Origin of the sequence: Streptomyces sp. NPDC003035, from assembly GCF_042888285.1 — a bacterium.
Classification (GTDB): domain Bacteria; phylum Actinomycetota; class Actinomycetes; order Streptomycetales; family Streptomycetaceae; genus Streptomyces.
The window spans coordinates 25839-42327 of record NZ_JBIAPJ010000006.1; the positions used below are offsets into that span (position 1 = coordinate 25839).

Consider the following 16489-nt stretch of genomic DNA (forward strand, 5'->3'; position numbering starts at 1 on the left):
CGTTGACAGTCCGGGAAGGCCCCCGCCCGCCCCTGATCACACCCCTACGGGAGTCCGCTCCGGTCCCTGACCGACGGCCGGCTCCGGCGCCCTGGCCAACGGACCCGGCCACCACACCTTCCTGCCGAGCAGCACGCTCGCGCTCGTGACGAGGTAGGTGCGGACCAGGAACGTGTCGAGCAGGACGCCGACCGCGATGACGAAGCCGAGCTCCGCCAGCTGCACCATCGGCATGTTGATCAGGACCCCGAAGGTGGCGGCGAGGACGAGTCCGGCCGAGGCGATCACCCCGCCGGTGGTGCGCAGGGCGGTCAGGGCCGCCGCTCCCGGCTCCGTACCGTTCAGGCACTCCTCCCGCATCCGGTGCATCAGGAAGATGCCGTAGTCGACGCCGAGGGCGACGAGGAAGACGAAGGAGAGCAGGGAGAGGCCGGGATCGGTGCCCTCGAAGCCGAAGAGCGACTCGAAGACCAGTCCGCCGATGCCGAGGGCCGCGCCCCAGACGGCGACGACGGCTCCGAGCAGGATCAGCGGGGCGACCAGGCTGCGCAGCAGCACGATCAGGACGAGCAGGACGGCGACGAGGACGAGCGGGACGACGATGTTCCGGTCGCGGGCGCTGGTGTCGCTCATGTCGAGCTGTTCGGCGCTCGGCCCGCCGACGTACACGCCGTCGCCGAGCGCCTGCCGCAGCTCCTTGATGGTCGCGGTCTCGGCCGCGGACTGGGGCGGGTGGGCGGCGATGACGGAGATCTCGGTCCAGCCGTCGCCGCTGCGGCCCCGCTCGGCGCTCGCGACGCCCTCGGTCGCGAGGGCGGTCCGCAGGGCGCCGGGCGCACCGGCGGTCGGGGCGACGACCGTGATCGGCTGGGTCCCCATCTCCGGGTACGCGACGGCCAGCGTCTTCATCGCGGCGACCGCCTCCGGGGTGGAGGTGAAGGAGTCCTCCTGCTTGAGGGCGCCGGGCAGGGTGAGCGCACCCAGGGCGAGGGCGGCCAGGGTCGCAGCTCCGGTGAGCAGGACGGTGAGGGGGCGGCGGCCCGCGGAGCTGCCCATGACGGCGAAGAGGGAGCGGCGCGGGGCCTTCGGCTCGCTTCCGTACGCCGGGACCAACGGCCAGAACACCCGTCGGCCGAGCACGACGAGGAGGGCGGGGAGCAGCGTCATCATGGCGACGAGCGCGCACAGGACGCCGACGGCGGCCGTGGGGCCCATGCCCCGGCTGCTGTTCATGTCGGCGGCGAGCAGGCAGAGCATGCCGACGGCGACGGTGCCGGAGGAGGCGAGGACGGCGGGGCCGCAGCCGCGCAGGGCCGCGAGCATCGCGTCGTACGGACGGGGGACGCGGCGCAGTTCCTCGCGGTAGCGGGCCACGAGCAGAAGGGCGTAGTCGGTGCCGGCGCCGAAGACGAGGATCGTCATGACGCCCGTGCTCTGTCCGGAGACGCTGATGTCGAAGCCCTGGTGGAGGCCGTAGGTGACGGCCATGGAGAGGTAGTCGGCGACTCCGGCGACGACCAGGGGGACGAGCCAGAGGAAGGGGCTGCGGTAGATGACGATCAGCAGGATCGCGACGACGGCGACGGTCGTGTAGAGGAGCGGGCCGTCGAGGGAGTTGTAGACCTCGCCCGCGTCGGTGGCGAGGGCGCCGGGCCCGCCGACCTCGCCGGTGACCGTGGCGCGGATGTCCTTGACGAACGCGTCCCTGGCCTCCTCGTCCTGCCCCGGTTCGGTGCTCGAGACCGCGTACAGCAGGGTCGTGCCGTCCTCGGAGGGGACGGGTCGCGGCGTGGCGGTGAGCGGATGCTCGGCGGCGACCCGGGCGACCTCGCGGGCGGCGGTGGCCTCGTCGGCCGGTGTCAGCCCGCCGTCGCGGTGGTAGACGAGGACGAGGTCGGTGGAGTCGCCGCCGGGCAGCTGCTCGGTGATCGTGGCGACCTGGGTGGAGTCGGCGCTCGCGGGCAGGTAGTCGACGGCCCGGTCGCGCTGCACGTCGCCGAGCTGTCCGGCGAAGGGTGCGGCGATCGCGATCACGATCACCCACAGGGCGAGCACCCCCCAGGGGACGGCCCTCCGCCCCCTGCGCTCGCCGATGGTCCTGTTCGGGGCCCCCATGTCGGGCCTCCCTCCTGCGTGTGGCGTCCGGGTCGTTCCCAGACTCCCGTCGGGGCAGGGGCGATTCGTCGGCCCGGCGATCGAGTTGCGGGCTACTGCCGGCGGCGGCGCGGCGTGGGCGGTACTCCCTGGGGAGTACGGGGCGGGCGGCCGCGCGCGGTACGCGCCGGGGAGCGGGCGCGGCCGCCCGCGCGCTCCTACTCTGGAAGGACCGGAAAGGGAGTGAGCGGCGATGGCCGTCCCCGTCGAAGAGGCCCCCGCCTTCGAGCGGGCGCGAAGAGCGGCGGCCCGGGAGTCGTGGGCCGAGGTGTACGTCCTGCTGTGCGAGGCCGACCGGCATCCCTCCGCCGCGCTCGGCCCCGAGGACCTGGACCTTCTCGCCGACGCCGCCTGGTGGACGGGCCACGTGGACGAGTCGGTCGCGGCCCGGCTGCGGGCCCACGCGGGGTACGTGGCGGCGGGCGACCACCGCGGGGCGGGGCAGGTGGCGTGGTGGCTCTCCTTCGAGTACCGCTGCCTGGGGCGGCCCGCGGCGGCGGCGGGCTGGCTGCACCGGTCCCGGCACCACCTGGAGGGCGAACCGGACTGCCCCGAGCAGTGCTTCCTCGCCTGGACGGACGCGGAGGAGGCCCAGGAGCGCCACGATCCGGAGGCGGCGCTCGCCGCGGCGCGGCGCATGGAGCGCCTCGCGCGAGCCTCCGGAAGCCCGGACCTGATCGCCCTGAGCCGGCAGGCCCAGGCCTCGGTCCTCCTCGCGAACGGCCGGAGGGCGGAGGGCCTCGCGCTCCTCGACGACGCGATGTGCGCGGTCACGGCGGGCGAGCTGAGCGGCATGTTCACGGGCTGGCTCTTCTGCCTGGCCCTCACCCAGTGCATGGAGGCGGCGGACCTCGGCCGCGCGGTGGAATGGACGGACGCGGCGATGGCCTGGTGCGAGGTCCCCTGGTCCCAGCACGTCCGCGCGAGGGCCGCGTCCGCGGCCGGCGCGTCGGGGCTGGGTTCCGGGCCCGGCGAGGGCGGCACCGAGGCGCCGGGCGCGCCCGGCGCGAGGTCCGGGGCCTCCGGCCCGGCCGCCGTGCCGGCCGCCGTGCCTGCGCTGACGACCGGCGCCGCCCCGCCGGGCGCCGCGCCGCTGGCCGGCGCGGACGCGCCGTTTGCCGACAACCCCTTCCGGGGCCTGTGTCGGATCCATCATGTCGAGGTGCTCGACCTGCTCGGGTCCTGGGCGCCGGCCGAGGCCGAGGCCGCGCGGGTGTGCGGGGAGGTGCCGGTGGACAGCCTGGACGTCGCCGCCGCGGCGCACTACGCGGCCGGGGAGATCCGGCGCCGCCAGGGGCGGCTCGACGCAGCCGCCGTCTCGTACGCGCACGCTCACGAACTCGGCCGGATCCCGCAGCCGGGGCTGGCTCTGCTCCGGCTCGCCCAGGGCAAGGCGGACGCCGCCGTCACGGGCCTGAAGCTGGCCCTGGCCTGTCAGAGCGACCCGAGCCACGACCTCCTCGGCCGGGCCCGGCTGCTCGCGGCCCGCACGGAGGTGGCGCTGGCCGTCGGGGACCCGGACGGGGCCGCCGAGGCGGTCGCGGAGCTGGAGGCGCTCTCCGGCGGGGCGCCGCTCCTGGGCGCCCTGGCCGACACCGCCCGCGGCGCCCTCGCCCTCGCCCGGCACGAACCGGCCCTGCCTCCGCTGCGCCGGGCGCTGGCCGGCTGGCTGGAGCTGCGCGTCCCGTACGAGGCCGCGCAGGTACGGATGCTGCTCGCCGCCGCCGACCGGGCCTCGGGCGACGAGGAGGCGGCCCGGCTGGAGCTGGCGGCCGCCCGGGCGACGTTCGAGCGGCTGGGCGCCGCCCCCGACGCCCGCCGTGCGGCCGCCCTGCTGACCGGGCTGCGCCGCCGCCTGCCCGGCGGTCTGACCGGCCGCGAGGCGGAGGTGCTGCGCCTGGTGGCGGAGGGCCGTACCAACAAGGACATCGCCCACGCCCTGGTGATCAGCGAGCACACGGTCGCCCGGCACCTGAACAACATCTTCGCCAAGCTGGGCGTGACCTCCCGTACCGCCGCCACGGCCTACGCCTACGCCCACGGTCTGGTCAGAACCCGGGCATAGGCACCCGGGCATAGGCCGTTTCACCCATGCCCGGCCGCCCACCGACGTGGGTGGTTCGGGCGATGCCCGCGCCGGCCCCCGCGGCCTAGAACGGGTACATGACCACCACAAACGCACCCACCACAAACGCACCCACCACAAACGCACCCACCACCGAACTCGCCCTCGACACCCTGCGCGGCACCGTCCGCGGCGACGTCGTCGTCCGCGGCGACCCGTCCTACGAGGAGGCCCGCCGGGTCTACAACGCCCTCCACGACCGACACCCGGCCGTCGTGGTCCGGGCCGTGGACGCGGGCGACGTGATCGCCGGCGTCCTCTTCGCCCGGGACAACGGGCTGCCGCTCGCCGTCCGCGGCGGCAGCCACGCCGTCGCCGGGTACGGCACCGTCGACGACGGTCTCGTCGTCGACCTGTCCCGGATGCGCTCCGTCCGCGTCGACCCCGTGACCCGTACCGCCCGCGCCGACGGCGGCTGCACCTGGGGCGACTTCGACCACGCCACGCACGCCTTCGGCCTGGCCACCACCGGCGGGGTCGTCTCGACCACCGGCATCGCCGGTCTCACCCTCGGCGGCGGCATGGGCAACCTGGCCCGTCGCTACGGACTGAGCTGCGACAACCTCGTGCAGGCCGATGTCGTCACCGCCGAGGGCGCCCTCCTGACCTGCGACGCCGAGCGGCATCCGGACCTGTTCTGGGCGCTGCGTGGCGGCGGAGGCAACTTCGGCGTCGTCACCTCGCTCGTCTACCGCCTGCACCCGGTGTCGGACATCCTGGGCGGCGCCGTCTTCTATCCGCTCGACGCGGAGGTGGCCCGGCGCTGGCGTGACATGAACGCCGACGCCCCCGAGGAGCTCAACACGATCCTGGTCATCGCGCTCGGCCCCGAGATGCCGTTCCTGCCGGAGCGCTGGCACGGCCGCCCGATCTGCGGCCTGATGACCTGCTTCAGCGGCCCCGCCACCGAGGACGAGAAGATGCTCGGCCTCCTCGACGAACTGGGCCCGGTCGTGGGCCGGTTCGTGGAGCGGATGCCGTACCCGGTGATCAACACACTCTTCGACGAGCAGCTGCCACCGGGGCTGTACCACTACTGGAAGGGGAGCTTCAGCCGCGATCTCAGCGACGGCGCCATCGATGTGCACATGCGCTACGGGGAGACGATGCCCTCGATGGAGAGCGACACCGCGATCTTCCCGATCGACGGGGCGTGCCACCGGGTCGGCCCCGAGGACACCGCGTTCGCCTACCGCGACGCCTCCTTCTCGGCCGCGTTCGGCACGAGCCACACCGATCCCGCGGACAACGAGGCGAACATCGCCTGGACGCGGGCGTACGACCGGGACCTGCGGCCGCACACCGAGGAGGCCGGCTACATCAACTTCATGGACACCGACGACCAGAGCCGGGTGCGCACCAACTACCGGCAGAACTACGACCGGCTGCGGACGGTGAAGCGCCGCTACGACCCCGGCAACCTGTTCCGTCTCAATCACAACATCGCGCCGTGAGGGAAGCCCTGACTAGAGCAGTGTCCTGGCGGTGGCGAGCAGCCGGGCGGTGTCGTCGGCGCACAGCGCCAGCGCGTTGCCGACGGTGTGGAGCACGTCCCGTTCCGCCGGGCTGTACGCCCCGTCCGCAAGGGCGATCCTGGCTCCCTGGAGCAGGATCGACTCGCGCCCGGAGACGGCGAGGTGCGGCGCGAGTGGCTCCAGGGCCTCGTGGAGCTCGATGGCCAGGGCCGCGCCCCCGCTGCCCTCGTCGGGCAGGAAGCGGCCGGTGTCGGCGGCAAGCGCCTCCACGAGGTCGGTGAGCTGGACGCCGGTGCACTCGTCGAACCCGGCGGCGCGGACCGCCGCGACCGCGGTGTCCACCACCGTACGGGAGGAGGTGCCGCCGGCCGCGAGGACGGCGAGGGCGACGGTGTGCACGGCGTCCCGCAGCATCGCGGAGAAGCGGCTCGTCGTCGGGTGGTCGAGGACGTCGGTACCGAAGTGGGTATGACAGGCCGCGCACTCGACGACCGGTCCGGCGTGCCCGCGAGGCAGCACCGGGACTCCCAGGACGGCGAAGCGCCGACGGCCGGTCCGACGGCGGTAGTTGCGGTCGCCGCCGCACTCCTCGCAGAAGAACTCGCCGTCCCCTACGGTGTTCCAGGAAGTACGAATGCCACAGATGCCCACTTTTCGACTACGTGACTCCCGGGCAGACCGCATCCCGCACCTCCCTTGGCGAACCGGCAGCATTGCCGACGTGGGCGTGATGTTAACCACATCTGTGATGTGGCGTCAGCACCCCGTCGACAGAACGCCACGGACATGGCCGAGACGCGACACCGCCGGAAGGGGCTCGCCGCGCTCCCGATCACGCCCCGCGAGATCACCCTCAGGGGTGGAGAGGCCGGTGCCCCGCACCCCCTCGGGGGATGCGGGGCACCGGCTCTCGTACGGTCCGCGAGGTCAGCGCGCGGCGCGGTTGACCGCCGAGATGACGGCCTTCAGCGAGGCACGGGTGGTGTTGGCGTCGATGCCGATGCCCCACAGGACCTTGCCGTCGATGGCGCACTCGATGTACGAGGCGGCCTGCGCGGAGGCGCCCTCGCTCATCGTGTGCTCCTGGTAGTCCAGCAGGCGGGCGTCCACGCCGATCGCCTGCAGTGCGGCGAAGAAGGCGGAGATCGGACCGTTGCCGGAGCCCGTCAGGACGGTGTCGACGCCGTCCACGACCGCCTCGACGGTCAGGGTGTCGGTGCCGTCCGTGTCGGACGTGGTCTGGCCGGAACGCAGCTGGATGCGTCCCCAGGCGTTGTCCGGGTTGGGCAGGTACTCGTCCTGGAAGACGGACCAGATCGCGGCCGGCGTGACCTCGCCGCCCTCGGTGTCGGTCTTCTGCTGGATGATCTTCGAGAACTCGATCTGCATCCGGCGCGGCAGGTCCAGCTTGTGGTCGTTCTTCAGGACGTACGCGATGCCGCCCTTGCCGGACTGCGAGTTGACCCGGATCACAGCCTCGTACGAGCGGCCGACGTCCTTCGGGTCGATGGGCAGGTACGGCACCGCCCACTCGATGTCGTCGACGGTCTTGCCCGCGGCGGCCGCGTCGGCCTCCATGGCGTCGAAGCCCTTCTTGATGGCGTCCTGGTGGGAGCCGGAGAAGGCGGTGTAGACCAGGTCGCCCGCGTAGGGGTGGCGCGGGTGGACCTCCATCTGGTTGCAGTACTCGCTCGTGCGGCGGATCTCGTCGATCTGCGAGAAGTCGATCTGCGGGTCCACGCCCTGCGAGAACAGGTTCATGCCCAGCGTCACCAGGTCGACGTTGCCGGTCCGCTCGCCCTGGCCGAACAGGCAGCCCTCGATACGGTCGGCGCCGGCCATGATCGCCAGCTCGGCCGCCGCGACCGCCGTACCGCGGTCGTTGTGCGGGTGGACGGACAGGCAGATGTACTCGCGGCGGGTCAGGTTCCGGGACATCCACTCGAACCGGTCCGCGTGCGTGGACGGCGTCGAACGCTCCACGGTGGCGGGCAGGTTCAGGATGATCTCGCGGCCCTCCTCGGGCTGCCAGACGTCACAGACCGCCTCGCAGACCTCCAGGGCGAAGTCCAGCTCGGTGTCGGTGAAGATCTCCGGGCTGTACTGGTAGCCGAAGATCGTCTCATCGCCCAGCAGCTTGTCCGCGTACTCCATGACCAGGCGGGTGCCGTCGACGGCGATCTGCTTGATCTGCTCCTTCGAGCCGCGGAAGACGACCCGGCGGAAGGTGGGCGCGGTGGCGTTGTACAGGTGGACGGTGGCGCGCTTGGCGCCGACCAGGGACTCCACGGTTCGCTCGATCAGGTCCTCGCGGGCCTGGGTCAGTACGGAGATGGTGACGTCGTCCGGGATCGCGCCCTCTTCGATGATGGAGCGCACGAAGTTGAAGTCGGTCTCGCCGGAGGAGGGGAAGCCGACCTCGATCTCCTTGTAGCCCATGCGCACCAGCAGGTCGAACATCTCGCGCTTGCGGGCGGGGCTCATCGGGTCGATCAGAGCCTGGTTGCCGTCGCGCAGGTCGGTCGACAGCCAGCGGGGCGCCTTGGTGATGCGCTGCTCGGGCCAGGTGCGATCGGGGATGTGCACGGCCTCGTACCGGCCGTACTTGTGGATCGGCATCCCGGACGGCTTCTGCATCTGGGTGGCGTTGGTGATGGGCGTGGGGCGGCCAACGGGCTGAGACATTGCGTAGGGCTCCTCGGGTCCAGCTGGGGAGGGACGGCCGACTGTCGAACGCAACACCAGGTCCCGCGGGGAGGGGGTCGGCCTACGACTACAGGCCCTCGCCGCGGCAGCTAAGGAGAAGCAGCCCGAAACGCATGATGGCCGCAGCCTAGCTCAGGACGGCGGACTCCGGACGTCCTGTTTCAGTATGCGGGACACGGTGCGGCGTCAATACGAAAGAGTGACGAATCACTCTATTTCGCGGATCATCGTCGCCGGTAGTGACAGCCGGATCACGCAGTGCCACATTGCAGGCATGACCTCCCACGCGCAGCACCCTGTCTTCTGCTCCATCGTGCCCCCGCACCTGCTGGAGCACCTGGCCCGGTCGGGGAACCCGGCGATCGCCGAGACCGCCCGCCGCACCCTGGCCGCCGACGCCGCCCAGCGAACCGCGCGCCGCCTCGCCGCGCCCACCGCCCCCGCGCAGGCCGCCCCGGACGAGGCGGCGAAGCCCCGGCGCACGGTGTACGACGCCGAGCACGGCACCGACCTGCCGGGCGTCACGGTGCGCGAGGAGGGCGCGGAGGCGACGGACGACGCGACCGTCAACCGCGCGTACGCCGGCCTCGGCGCCACCTTCGACCTCTTTCTGAAGGCCTACGGCCGGAACTCGATGGACGGCGCCGGGATGAAGCTGCTCGCGACCGTCCACTACGACCGGAACTACGCGAACGCCTTCTGGAACGGCGAGCAGATGGTGTTCGGTGACGGCGACGGCGAGATCTTCCTCGACTTCACCGTGCCGGTGGACGTGATCGGCCACGAGCTGACCCACGGCTTCACCCAGTTCACGGCCAATCTGGAGTACTTCAGCCAGTCCGGGGCGCTCAACGAGTCGGTCTCGGACGTCTTCGGGTCGCTGGTGAAGCAGTACACACTCGGACAGAGCGCCGCCGAGGCCGACTGGCTGATCGGCGAGGGCCTGCTCCACGAGAACGTCCAGGGCGTGGCGCTGCGCTCGATGAAGGCGCCGGGCACGGCGTACGACGACGATGTCCTGGGCAAGGACCCGCAGCCGGCGCACATGGACGACTACGTCCGTACGAGCAGCGACAACGGCGGGGTGCACATCAACTCCGGCATCCCCAACAAGGCCTTCTACCTCGCGGCGACCGAGCTGGGTGGCAACGCCTGGGAGCGGGCGGGGCAGATCTGGTACGACGTGATGACGGGCGGCACGCTCACCCCCGAGACCCGGTTCACCGAGTTCGCGCGGGCGACGGCGAAGGCGGCGAAGGCGCGGTACGGGGACGGGGCGGAGATCCAGGCCGTGCTGAAGGCGTGGACGGCTGTCGGCGTGCCGACGGACTGATAGACCTGAGCCATGCGTATTCGAGTGCGGCGCACCGGCGGTTTCGCGGGCATCGAGCGGTCGGCCGAGGTGGACACCTCCGGCCGGCCGGACACCGGGGAGTGGCAGACCCTGGCCGCCACCGTCCTCCGTGAGGGCGACGGCGACGTCCGGGGCGTGCCGGACGGCTTCTCGTACGAGATCACGGTCGACGGCGAGACGATCCGCTGCTGCGATCCCCGTCTGACCGAGTCGCAGCGCGCCCTGATCGCGAAGGTCCTGAAGGAAGGCGCCTAGAGACGCCGAGGGCCCCAGCCCTAGCCCTCGCCCTTCGCATCCGGCTTCCAGTCCTGTGCGAGGAGCCCGAGCAGCACCTCGTCGAGGAACTCGCCCATCACCCAGGCCGAGGAGCGCAGCACGCCCTCGCGGACGAAGCCGTTGCGCTCGGCCGAGCGCAGCATCGCGGCGTTGTCCGCCAGCGTCTCGATCTGCAGCCGCTGCAGGCCGCGCACGACGAAGCCGTAGTGGCACAGCGTCGCGACCACGTCGGTGCCGTAGCCCTTGCCGCGGGAGGACGGCAGCAGCCCGAGGCCGATGTGCGCGGACCGGTGGTGGTTGTCGATGCCCCACAGTGTCGCGGTGCCGACCAGCGTGCCGCCGTCCAACTCCACCACGGAGAACGGGACGTGCCCCTGTTCCTTGTCGTCGACCACGAGTCGCGGATCCTTCGAGCCGGGCGTGATCGGCCGCCACGGCGCGCCCTCAGCCCTCGAGGCGTTGACCACGTCGTCGTAGAGCTCGGCCCGCAGGATCGGGATGTCGTCCTCGTGCCGGGCCCTGAGCCCGACCTTGCTTCCTCTGAGCATGCACGCTTCCTATCCGACCGGGCTCGCCGACGGCAAACCAATTACGGACAGGTCCTAGCGGGCTGTCCGGCGGGCGTCCCGTTCGGCGGTGGCGGCGGCGTGGTGGGCTCGGGCGGACATCGTCAGGGGATCGTCCTCGCCGAGGATGCGGACGGACATGAAGAGGACCGTCCCGTAGAGGCGGATGGCCTTGCCCAGGCGCCCCGCCGTGTGGTGGGCGAGCGCCAGATTGTGGGCGGTCGTGAGGAAATCGATGTGCCCGGGTCCGAGGAGGTGCTTCTGCGCGCGGTAGGTCGCCTTCAGCAGGGGGAGGGCGCGCTCCGGGTCTCCCGCCTCCAGATGGGCGAGAGCCAGGTGGGAGGCCGACTTGAGGGTCTGGGCGTCGTCCTTGCCCAGCGTCCGGCTGTGGGAGGCGTGGATCCGCTCGCACAGCGGGACGGCCTCGGCCGCGTTTCCCGCGTCCCGGTGGGCCGAAGCGAGGCCGTGGAGGGCGTTGACGGTGTGGGGATGGTCCTCGCCCAGCGTGCGGACGCTCGTGGCGAGGGCCTGCTCCAGGAGGGGTATCGCGCGGCCCGGGTCACCGGCCTCCAGGTGGGCGGACGCCAGGTTGAGACGGGTGGCGGGAAGGTGCGGATGGTCCTCGCCCAGGACGCGTAGGCGCGCGGCGAGGGCTTCCTCGAAGAGGGGGATCGCCTTGTCGAGGTCCCCCCTTTGCATATGGACGAGAGCGAGATTGCTCTGTGAGTTGAGGGTGTCGGGGTGGTTCGGGCCGAGCACGCGCAGCCGGTCGTCGAGAACCTGGCCGCAGAGCAGGATCGCCCGGTCGAGGTCTCCCGCCTCCCGGTGGGCCCCGGCCAGACTCTCGCGGGCGGCGAGCGTGTCGGGGTGGTCCTCCCCCAGGACCCTCAGCCGGTCCTCCAGGACTCGCGCGCAGAGCGGGATCGCCCGCTCCGTGTCCCCGGCCTCGGTATGGGCGTCGGCGAGCTGGCCTCGGGCGGCGAGCGTGTGCGGATGGTCCTCGCCGAGGGCCCGCACCCGGTCTTCGACCACCTGCTCGTACTCCTCGATCGCCCGGCCCGGGTTTCCGGACGCCCGGTGGGCGGAGGCGAGGTTCGAACGTGTGGCGAGGGTGTGCGGGTGATCCTCCCCCAGGGCCTGCTCCTGGCTTCGGCGGAGCCGTTCGTACAGCGGAACGGCTCGGGCCGGGTCTCCCGCCGCCTGGGCGGCCTGGGTGAGGATGAGGCGGGCGGCGTGGGTGTCGGGGTGGTCCTCCCCCAGCACCCGGGCGCAGATGGCGGCGTTCCGCGTCTGCAGCTCCAGCGCCCGGTCGAAGTGCCCTGCCGCCAGGTAGGCGGTCGCCAGATTGGAGCGGGTCATGATGGTGGCGTAGTGCCCTTCGCCTCCCAGCCGAAGGCTGTCGGCGAGGGCCTGCTCGATCATGGCCGTCGCCCGGTCCACCTCCCCGGCCTCCAGGTGGACGGCCGCGAGGTTGACCTGGGCTCCGATGCTGAGCGGATGGTCCTCGCCCCAGTGCCGCACGGTCGCCGCGACGGCCCGCTCGGACAGGGCGACGGCCCCTGCCAGGTCACCGATCCCGAGCCGGGCGGCGGCGAGGTTGTTGAGGACGTGGGAGGTCTCCGGGTGGTCCGGACCCTGGTGGCGTTCCCGGTGGGCGAGGGCTCGTTCGAGGTGCGGGACCGCCCGGTCGGCCAGTCCCTGGCCGTGAAGGTAGCCCCCCGCTTGGTTGAGGAGTGCCGCCATGTCCGGCAGGTCCTCGGCGGCGGGCGTGTTACGGGCCAGGGCGTCGATGTGCGGGATCAGGCTGCGCCACTGGGGCCACAAGGCGGGATCCCGCCAGGAAAGGGGGAGGACGACCTCGTGCAGGGCGTGGGTCGCACGGTAGCGGCCCACATGGACGAGCATCGGGTCGCGGTGCAGATCGTCGGGGTCGGGTGTGCGGGCCAGACCCTGCACCAGGCGGTGCATGGCGAGGGTGCGGGTTGCGGGGTCGACATCGATCATGCTGTAGGCGTTCAGGAGGCCGATGGCGCCAGCGACGTCGCGCGGCGCGGGCATTGTTTCGACGGTGCCGGCGGGGATGCGGTCGAGGAGGCCGGCGGGGATACGGTCGGGGCCGTACCAGGCCATGGCACGCAGCAGGTCGACGGCGTAGGGCTGAAGTTCGCTGACGCGGTTCAGTGTCACGCGCCAGACGCGGGCGACGGTGCGCTCGGCGGCGGTGCGGCCTTCGCCTCCCCGCTGGTACGTCCCGGCCGGGTCCTCGCGCAGGAGGCCGAGGTAGTCGCGCGGGGTGAGCATGGGGTTCCGCGCCAGGTACGCCGCGGCCTGCACGACCCCGAGAGGCAGATGGCCGAGGTCGGCGCACAACTCGGCGGCGCCGTCCAGGTCACGGGGGCCGGCCGCGGTGGTGATGCGGGTGAGCAGGGCCAGGGACTCGGCCGGGTCCAGGACGTCGAGCCGGATGACGGTGGTGGCGGTGGTCCAGGTCGTGGCGAGCCGGCTGGTGATCAGGAAGCGGCCGCCGGGGGCGCGGGCGAGCAGTCCGGCGATGTCGGCCGGGTCGGTGACGTTGTCCAGGACCAGCAGCCAGCCGGTGTGCCCGGCCAGCCACTGGAGGGCGTACTCGGCCAGGGCGGCCGTCGTGAGCACCTTGGCAAGGGCGGGCTGCAGGGCGATGGCCAGGGCGGCGAGCCCCTGCTCGACGCCGGCCGGACTGTCGGCGGTGATCCACCGGACCGGCCTCAGCCTTTGGGAGCGGGCCCGGGTGGCCACCCAATGGGCGGCCAGAGCGCTCTTGCCGACCCCGCCGAGTCCGTGCACCGCCTGCAGATGCACCTGGCCGGAGACTCTCAAGGCCGAGTCGAGGGTCTGGAGTTCGGCCTCCCTGCCCACGAAGTGGCCCGGCAGGTAGGGCAGATCGTCCATTCCCCGCGGGGCCTTCACCTTGGCCGCCGCCCGTAACACCTCGGGTGGCAGCAGCACGCTGGAATGGTCGTTGTAGATGCCCGAGACCGCGATGCCGCCGTTGTCGGCGACGGCGTTCCCGGACCCTGTCACCTGTTGGACGGGAGGGGGCGGAGGGGCCTCCCCCGTCACGCGCACCCCCTCGACGGCGGTGCCCCGTGCCGGGCTGCGCCCGCCACCGTCACGTCGCCTGCCCCAGCGCCACTTGGCCACGGCCGCTCCCGATCCCTCGTCTCGTCGCTCTTCGGCCTTCGCACGGTGCCCGGCGACTACGCGTCGGCTATGCCGCTGACCGCGCGGGAGCCCGGGCCTGTGGCCTCCGCGTCCCCGGTGTTCACCGCGCGTGCCGGCCGCCCGCCGACCCCGCCGCCGCGCTCGACGCCCGTCACCGCGTGGCCCCCGTCCGTGGCCACCGCCCTTCCGGTGGACACGGCCAGGTCGCCCTCGAAGCCGGCGGCGAAGGCGAGCAGCGCCCGCAGTTCCTCGGCCACGCGCTCCTGGTCCTGGGGGTGCGCGTTCTCCAGCAGGGCCTCGAAGCGTCCCTGCCACATGCCGCCCTGCCGGTCCCGCTCACTCTGCCGGTCGCGCTCCCGCTCCGGGTCCGCGGCGGTTCCGGGTTCCAGCGCCCGGGCGGTCCGGTCCAGGCGTTCCAGCTCGGCCTGCTCAAGCTCCTCGTCGCCGCGCCCGAAGAGCTCCGCCACCCGCCGTCGTACGCCGTGCCACGCGTCGGTCCCGGCGGCCTGCACGACCGCACCGCCCCCCGCGGCGGCCAACGCCGTCAACGTCTCGACCAGCACCGTTCTCCCCCTCGTCCGGCGGACCGCCCCCGGGCCGGCCGCGCGAAAAGATAGCGGGACTACCCTAAAGAGCCCGCTGATGTCCCGGGGGAGAACCCCGAAATCCGGCGAAGAACGACCCCGAGCCTCAGGCAGCCGGGCGGGCTAGAAGCCGAGCTTCCGGAGCTGCTTCGGGTCCCGCTGCCAGTCCTTGGCGACCTTGACGTGCAGGTCGAGGAAGACCGGGGTCCCCAGCAGCGCCTCGATGTGCTTGCGGGACTTCATCCCGACCTCCTTCAGGCGGCTGCCCTTCGGGCCGATGATGATCCCCTTCTGGCTGGGCCGCTCGATGTAGACGTTCGCGTGGATGTCGAGCAGCGGCCGGTCCGCCGGGCGGTCCTCGCGCGGGATCATCTCCTCGACGACCACCGCGATCGAGTGCGGCAGCTCGTCCCGTACGCCTTCCAGCGCCGCCTCGCGGATCAGTTCGGCGACCATGACCATCTCCGGCTCGTCGGTGAGGTCGCCCTCCGGGTAGAGCGGCGGGGACTCCGGCAGGAGCGGGATCAGCAGGTCGGCGACGAGCTGGACCTGCGAACCGCCGACGGCCGAGACCGGGACGATCTCCTGCCACTCGAAGCCCAGCTCCTTGCCGAGCTGGTCGATGGCGATGAGCTGCTCGGCGAGGGTCTTCGAGTCGACCAGGTCGGTCTTGGTGACGATCGCGACCTTCGGGGTCTTCTTGATCCCGGCGAGCTCCTTGGCGATGAAGCGGTCGCCGGGGCCGAGCTTCTGGTCGGCGGGCAGGCAGAAGCCGATCACGTCGACCTCGGCCCACGTGGTGCGCACGACGTCGTTCAGCCGCTCGCCGAGGAGCGTGCGCGGCTTGTGGAGGCCGGGCGTGTCCACGAGGATCAGCTGCGCGTCCGGGCGGTGCACGATGCCGCGGACGGTGTGCCGGGTGGTCTGTGGCCGGCTGGAGGTGATCGCCACCTTCTGGCCGACCAGAGCGTTCGTGAGGGTGGACTTGCCCGCGTTGGGGCGGCCGACGAAGCAGGCGAAGCCGGCCCGGTGGACGGCTTCGGATTCTTGATTACGAGCGCTCATGGGGGCCATTCTCCCCGATGCGGGGCGTCATCACGTACCCAGTGCCCGCCGACGCCGTACCCGCAGGCCGATCAGCGCCACCACTCCCCCGGTCAGCACCACCGCGGCGGCGAGCCAGGGCAGGGCGAGGAAGGACGCGCGCCCGGACTCCCGTACGTCCTTCGCGGTGGCCGTGAGAGTCACCTCACCCCAGTCGAACTGCGGCGATCCCGTCCAGCGCTCGGTCAGCCGGATCTTCTGGCGCGGCAGCAGCTCCGAGGGGATCTTCTCCAGGTCGCGGGCGAGCAGGGTGCGGCCGAAGACTCCCTCGGCGCGCAGGGCGACCTTGGGGTCGAGGGTGACGTTGCCGCGGTTGTGCAGGGTGTACGAGATGAGGGCGGTGCTCGTCCCGGCGCCGGGGACGAGCGGCCGGTCCTGGTCGAGGGTGACGTCCTCGACCGCGAGGGCGGGGACGGTGGGGCCGTTGACCCGGAGGTACACACGGGCGCCGACGGCCCGCTGCACGCCGACGGCGACGGACCCCCGGCCCGGCTGGATCCGTTCGTCGAGGGCGACCAGCGCGCCGGGGTGGTCGCCGGGCTCGGCGTCGGCGGGGACGGCGAGGGTGTAGGGCACGGTCACGGAGGAACGGGGCGGGACCGTGACGCGGGTGCGCTCGGGCGTGATCCAGGCGCCGGCGCCGGTCTGCTTCTCCTGCCGGGTGCGGACGGCGAAGCCGCCGTCGCGCTCGGTGTTGTAGGCGTCGGCGCCGTAGAGCCGGAAGGTGAGCGGCGCGCCGGTCTTGTTGGTGACGGTGACCCGGTCGGTCAGGGTCGTGCCGGGGTCGGCGGAGAGATAGAAGTACGGCCGGCTCCCGAGCCGGGAGGCGGCGGGGTGGACGGCCCACTCGCCGTTCTCGGCGGCGTGGGCGGGGGCAGGGCCGCCGGGCAGGAGCAGAAGCACGGCGGCCAGGAGGAGTACGTACAGGTTGCGCACGGTGCGGA

At 72.5% G+C, this 16489-nt stretch carries 12 protein-coding genes; 4 read left to right on the forward strand and 8 right to left on the reverse strand.

What is annotated here, in order from left to right:
- Positions 1-36: 36 nt before the first annotated feature.
- The gene (locus ACFYV5_RS20040; protein ID WP_389170081.1) at positions 37-2115 is read right to left on the reverse strand and encodes an MMPL family transporter; all 2079 of its coding nucleotides are present in this window, start codon (positions 2113-2115) and stop codon (positions 37-39) included.
- A gap of 232 nt (positions 2116-2347) precedes the next feature.
- Between ACFYV5_RS20040 and ACFYV5_RS20045 the strand changes: the two genes are divergently transcribed.
- Positions 2348-4219: a LuxR C-terminal-related transcriptional regulator gene (locus ACFYV5_RS20045; RefSeq protein WP_389170084.1), complete on the forward strand. Its 1872-nt coding sequence runs from the start codon at positions 2348-2350 to the stop codon at positions 4217-4219.
- A 98-nt stretch (positions 4220-4317) separates the two neighbouring features.
- The gene (locus tag ACFYV5_RS20050) at positions 4318-5733 is read left to right on the forward strand and encodes an FAD-binding oxidoreductase (protein ID WP_389170086.1); all 1416 of its coding nucleotides are present in this window, start codon (positions 4318-4320) and stop codon (positions 5731-5733) included.
- 12 nt (positions 5734-5745) lie between these two features.
- Here the strand turns inward: ACFYV5_RS20050 and ACFYV5_RS20055 are convergent, their stop codons facing one another.
- Together ACFYV5_RS20055 and leuA are read right to left on the reverse strand one after the other, a co-directional pair.
- Positions 5746-6468, reverse strand: a complete 723-nt coding sequence (locus tag ACFYV5_RS20055; RefSeq protein WP_355116082.1) for a TerB family tellurite resistance protein — start codon at positions 6466-6468, stop codon at positions 5746-5748.
- 213 nt (positions 6469-6681) lie between these two features.
- Positions 6682-8439, reverse strand: coding sequence for a 2-isopropylmalate synthase (gene leuA, locus ACFYV5_RS20060; protein ID WP_389170089.1), 1758 nt, complete (start codon positions 8437-8439; stop codon positions 6682-6684).
- Positions 8440-8734: 295 nt separating this feature from the next.
- Here leuA and ACFYV5_RS20065 point away from each other — a divergent pair, with 295 nt between their 5' ends.
- Positions 8735-9793 carry a M4 family metallopeptidase gene (locus ACFYV5_RS20065; protein WP_389170092.1) on the forward strand — a complete coding sequence of 353 codons (1059 nt, stop codon included), beginning with the start codon at positions 8735-8737 and terminating at the stop codon, positions 9791-9793.
- A 12-nt stretch (positions 9794-9805) separates the two neighbouring features.
- On the forward strand, positions 9806-10069 hold the full coding sequence (locus ACFYV5_RS20070) for a protealysin inhibitor emfourin (RefSeq protein WP_389170095.1): 264 nt from the start codon (positions 9806-9808) through the stop codon (positions 10067-10069).
- 20 nt (positions 10070-10089) lie between these two features.
- Here ACFYV5_RS20070 and ACFYV5_RS20075 read toward each other — a convergent pair whose 3' ends face one another.
- The 5 genes from ACFYV5_RS20075 to ACFYV5_RS20095 form a co-directional block, all read right to left on the reverse strand.
- Entirely contained in the window at positions 10090-10638 is a 549-nt protein-coding gene (locus ACFYV5_RS20075) for a GNAT family N-acetyltransferase (RefSeq protein ID WP_389170098.1), read from the reverse strand.
- 54 nt (positions 10639-10692) lie between these two features.
- Positions 10693-13716 (reverse strand): tetratricopeptide repeat protein, encoded by a 3024-nt coding sequence (locus ACFYV5_RS20080; protein ID WP_389170100.1) that lies wholly within the window; start codon positions 13714-13716, stop codon positions 10693-10695.
- Between the two features lie 176 nt (positions 13717-13892).
- Positions 13893-14420, reverse strand: coding sequence for a hypothetical protein (locus ACFYV5_RS20085; protein ID WP_389170102.1), 528 nt, complete (start codon positions 14418-14420; stop codon positions 13893-13895).
- 144 nt (positions 14421-14564) lie between these two features.
- Positions 14565-15515: a GTPase Era gene (era, locus tag ACFYV5_RS20090; RefSeq protein ID WP_389170105.1), complete on the reverse strand. Its 951-nt coding sequence runs from the start codon at positions 15513-15515 to the stop codon at positions 14565-14567.
- Positions 15516-15536: 21 nt separating this feature from the next.
- Entirely contained in the window at positions 15537-16481 is a 945-nt protein-coding gene (locus ACFYV5_RS20095) for a WxL protein peptidoglycan domain-containing protein (RefSeq protein ID WP_389170108.1), read from the reverse strand.
- Positions 16482-16489: the final 8 nt, after the last annotated feature.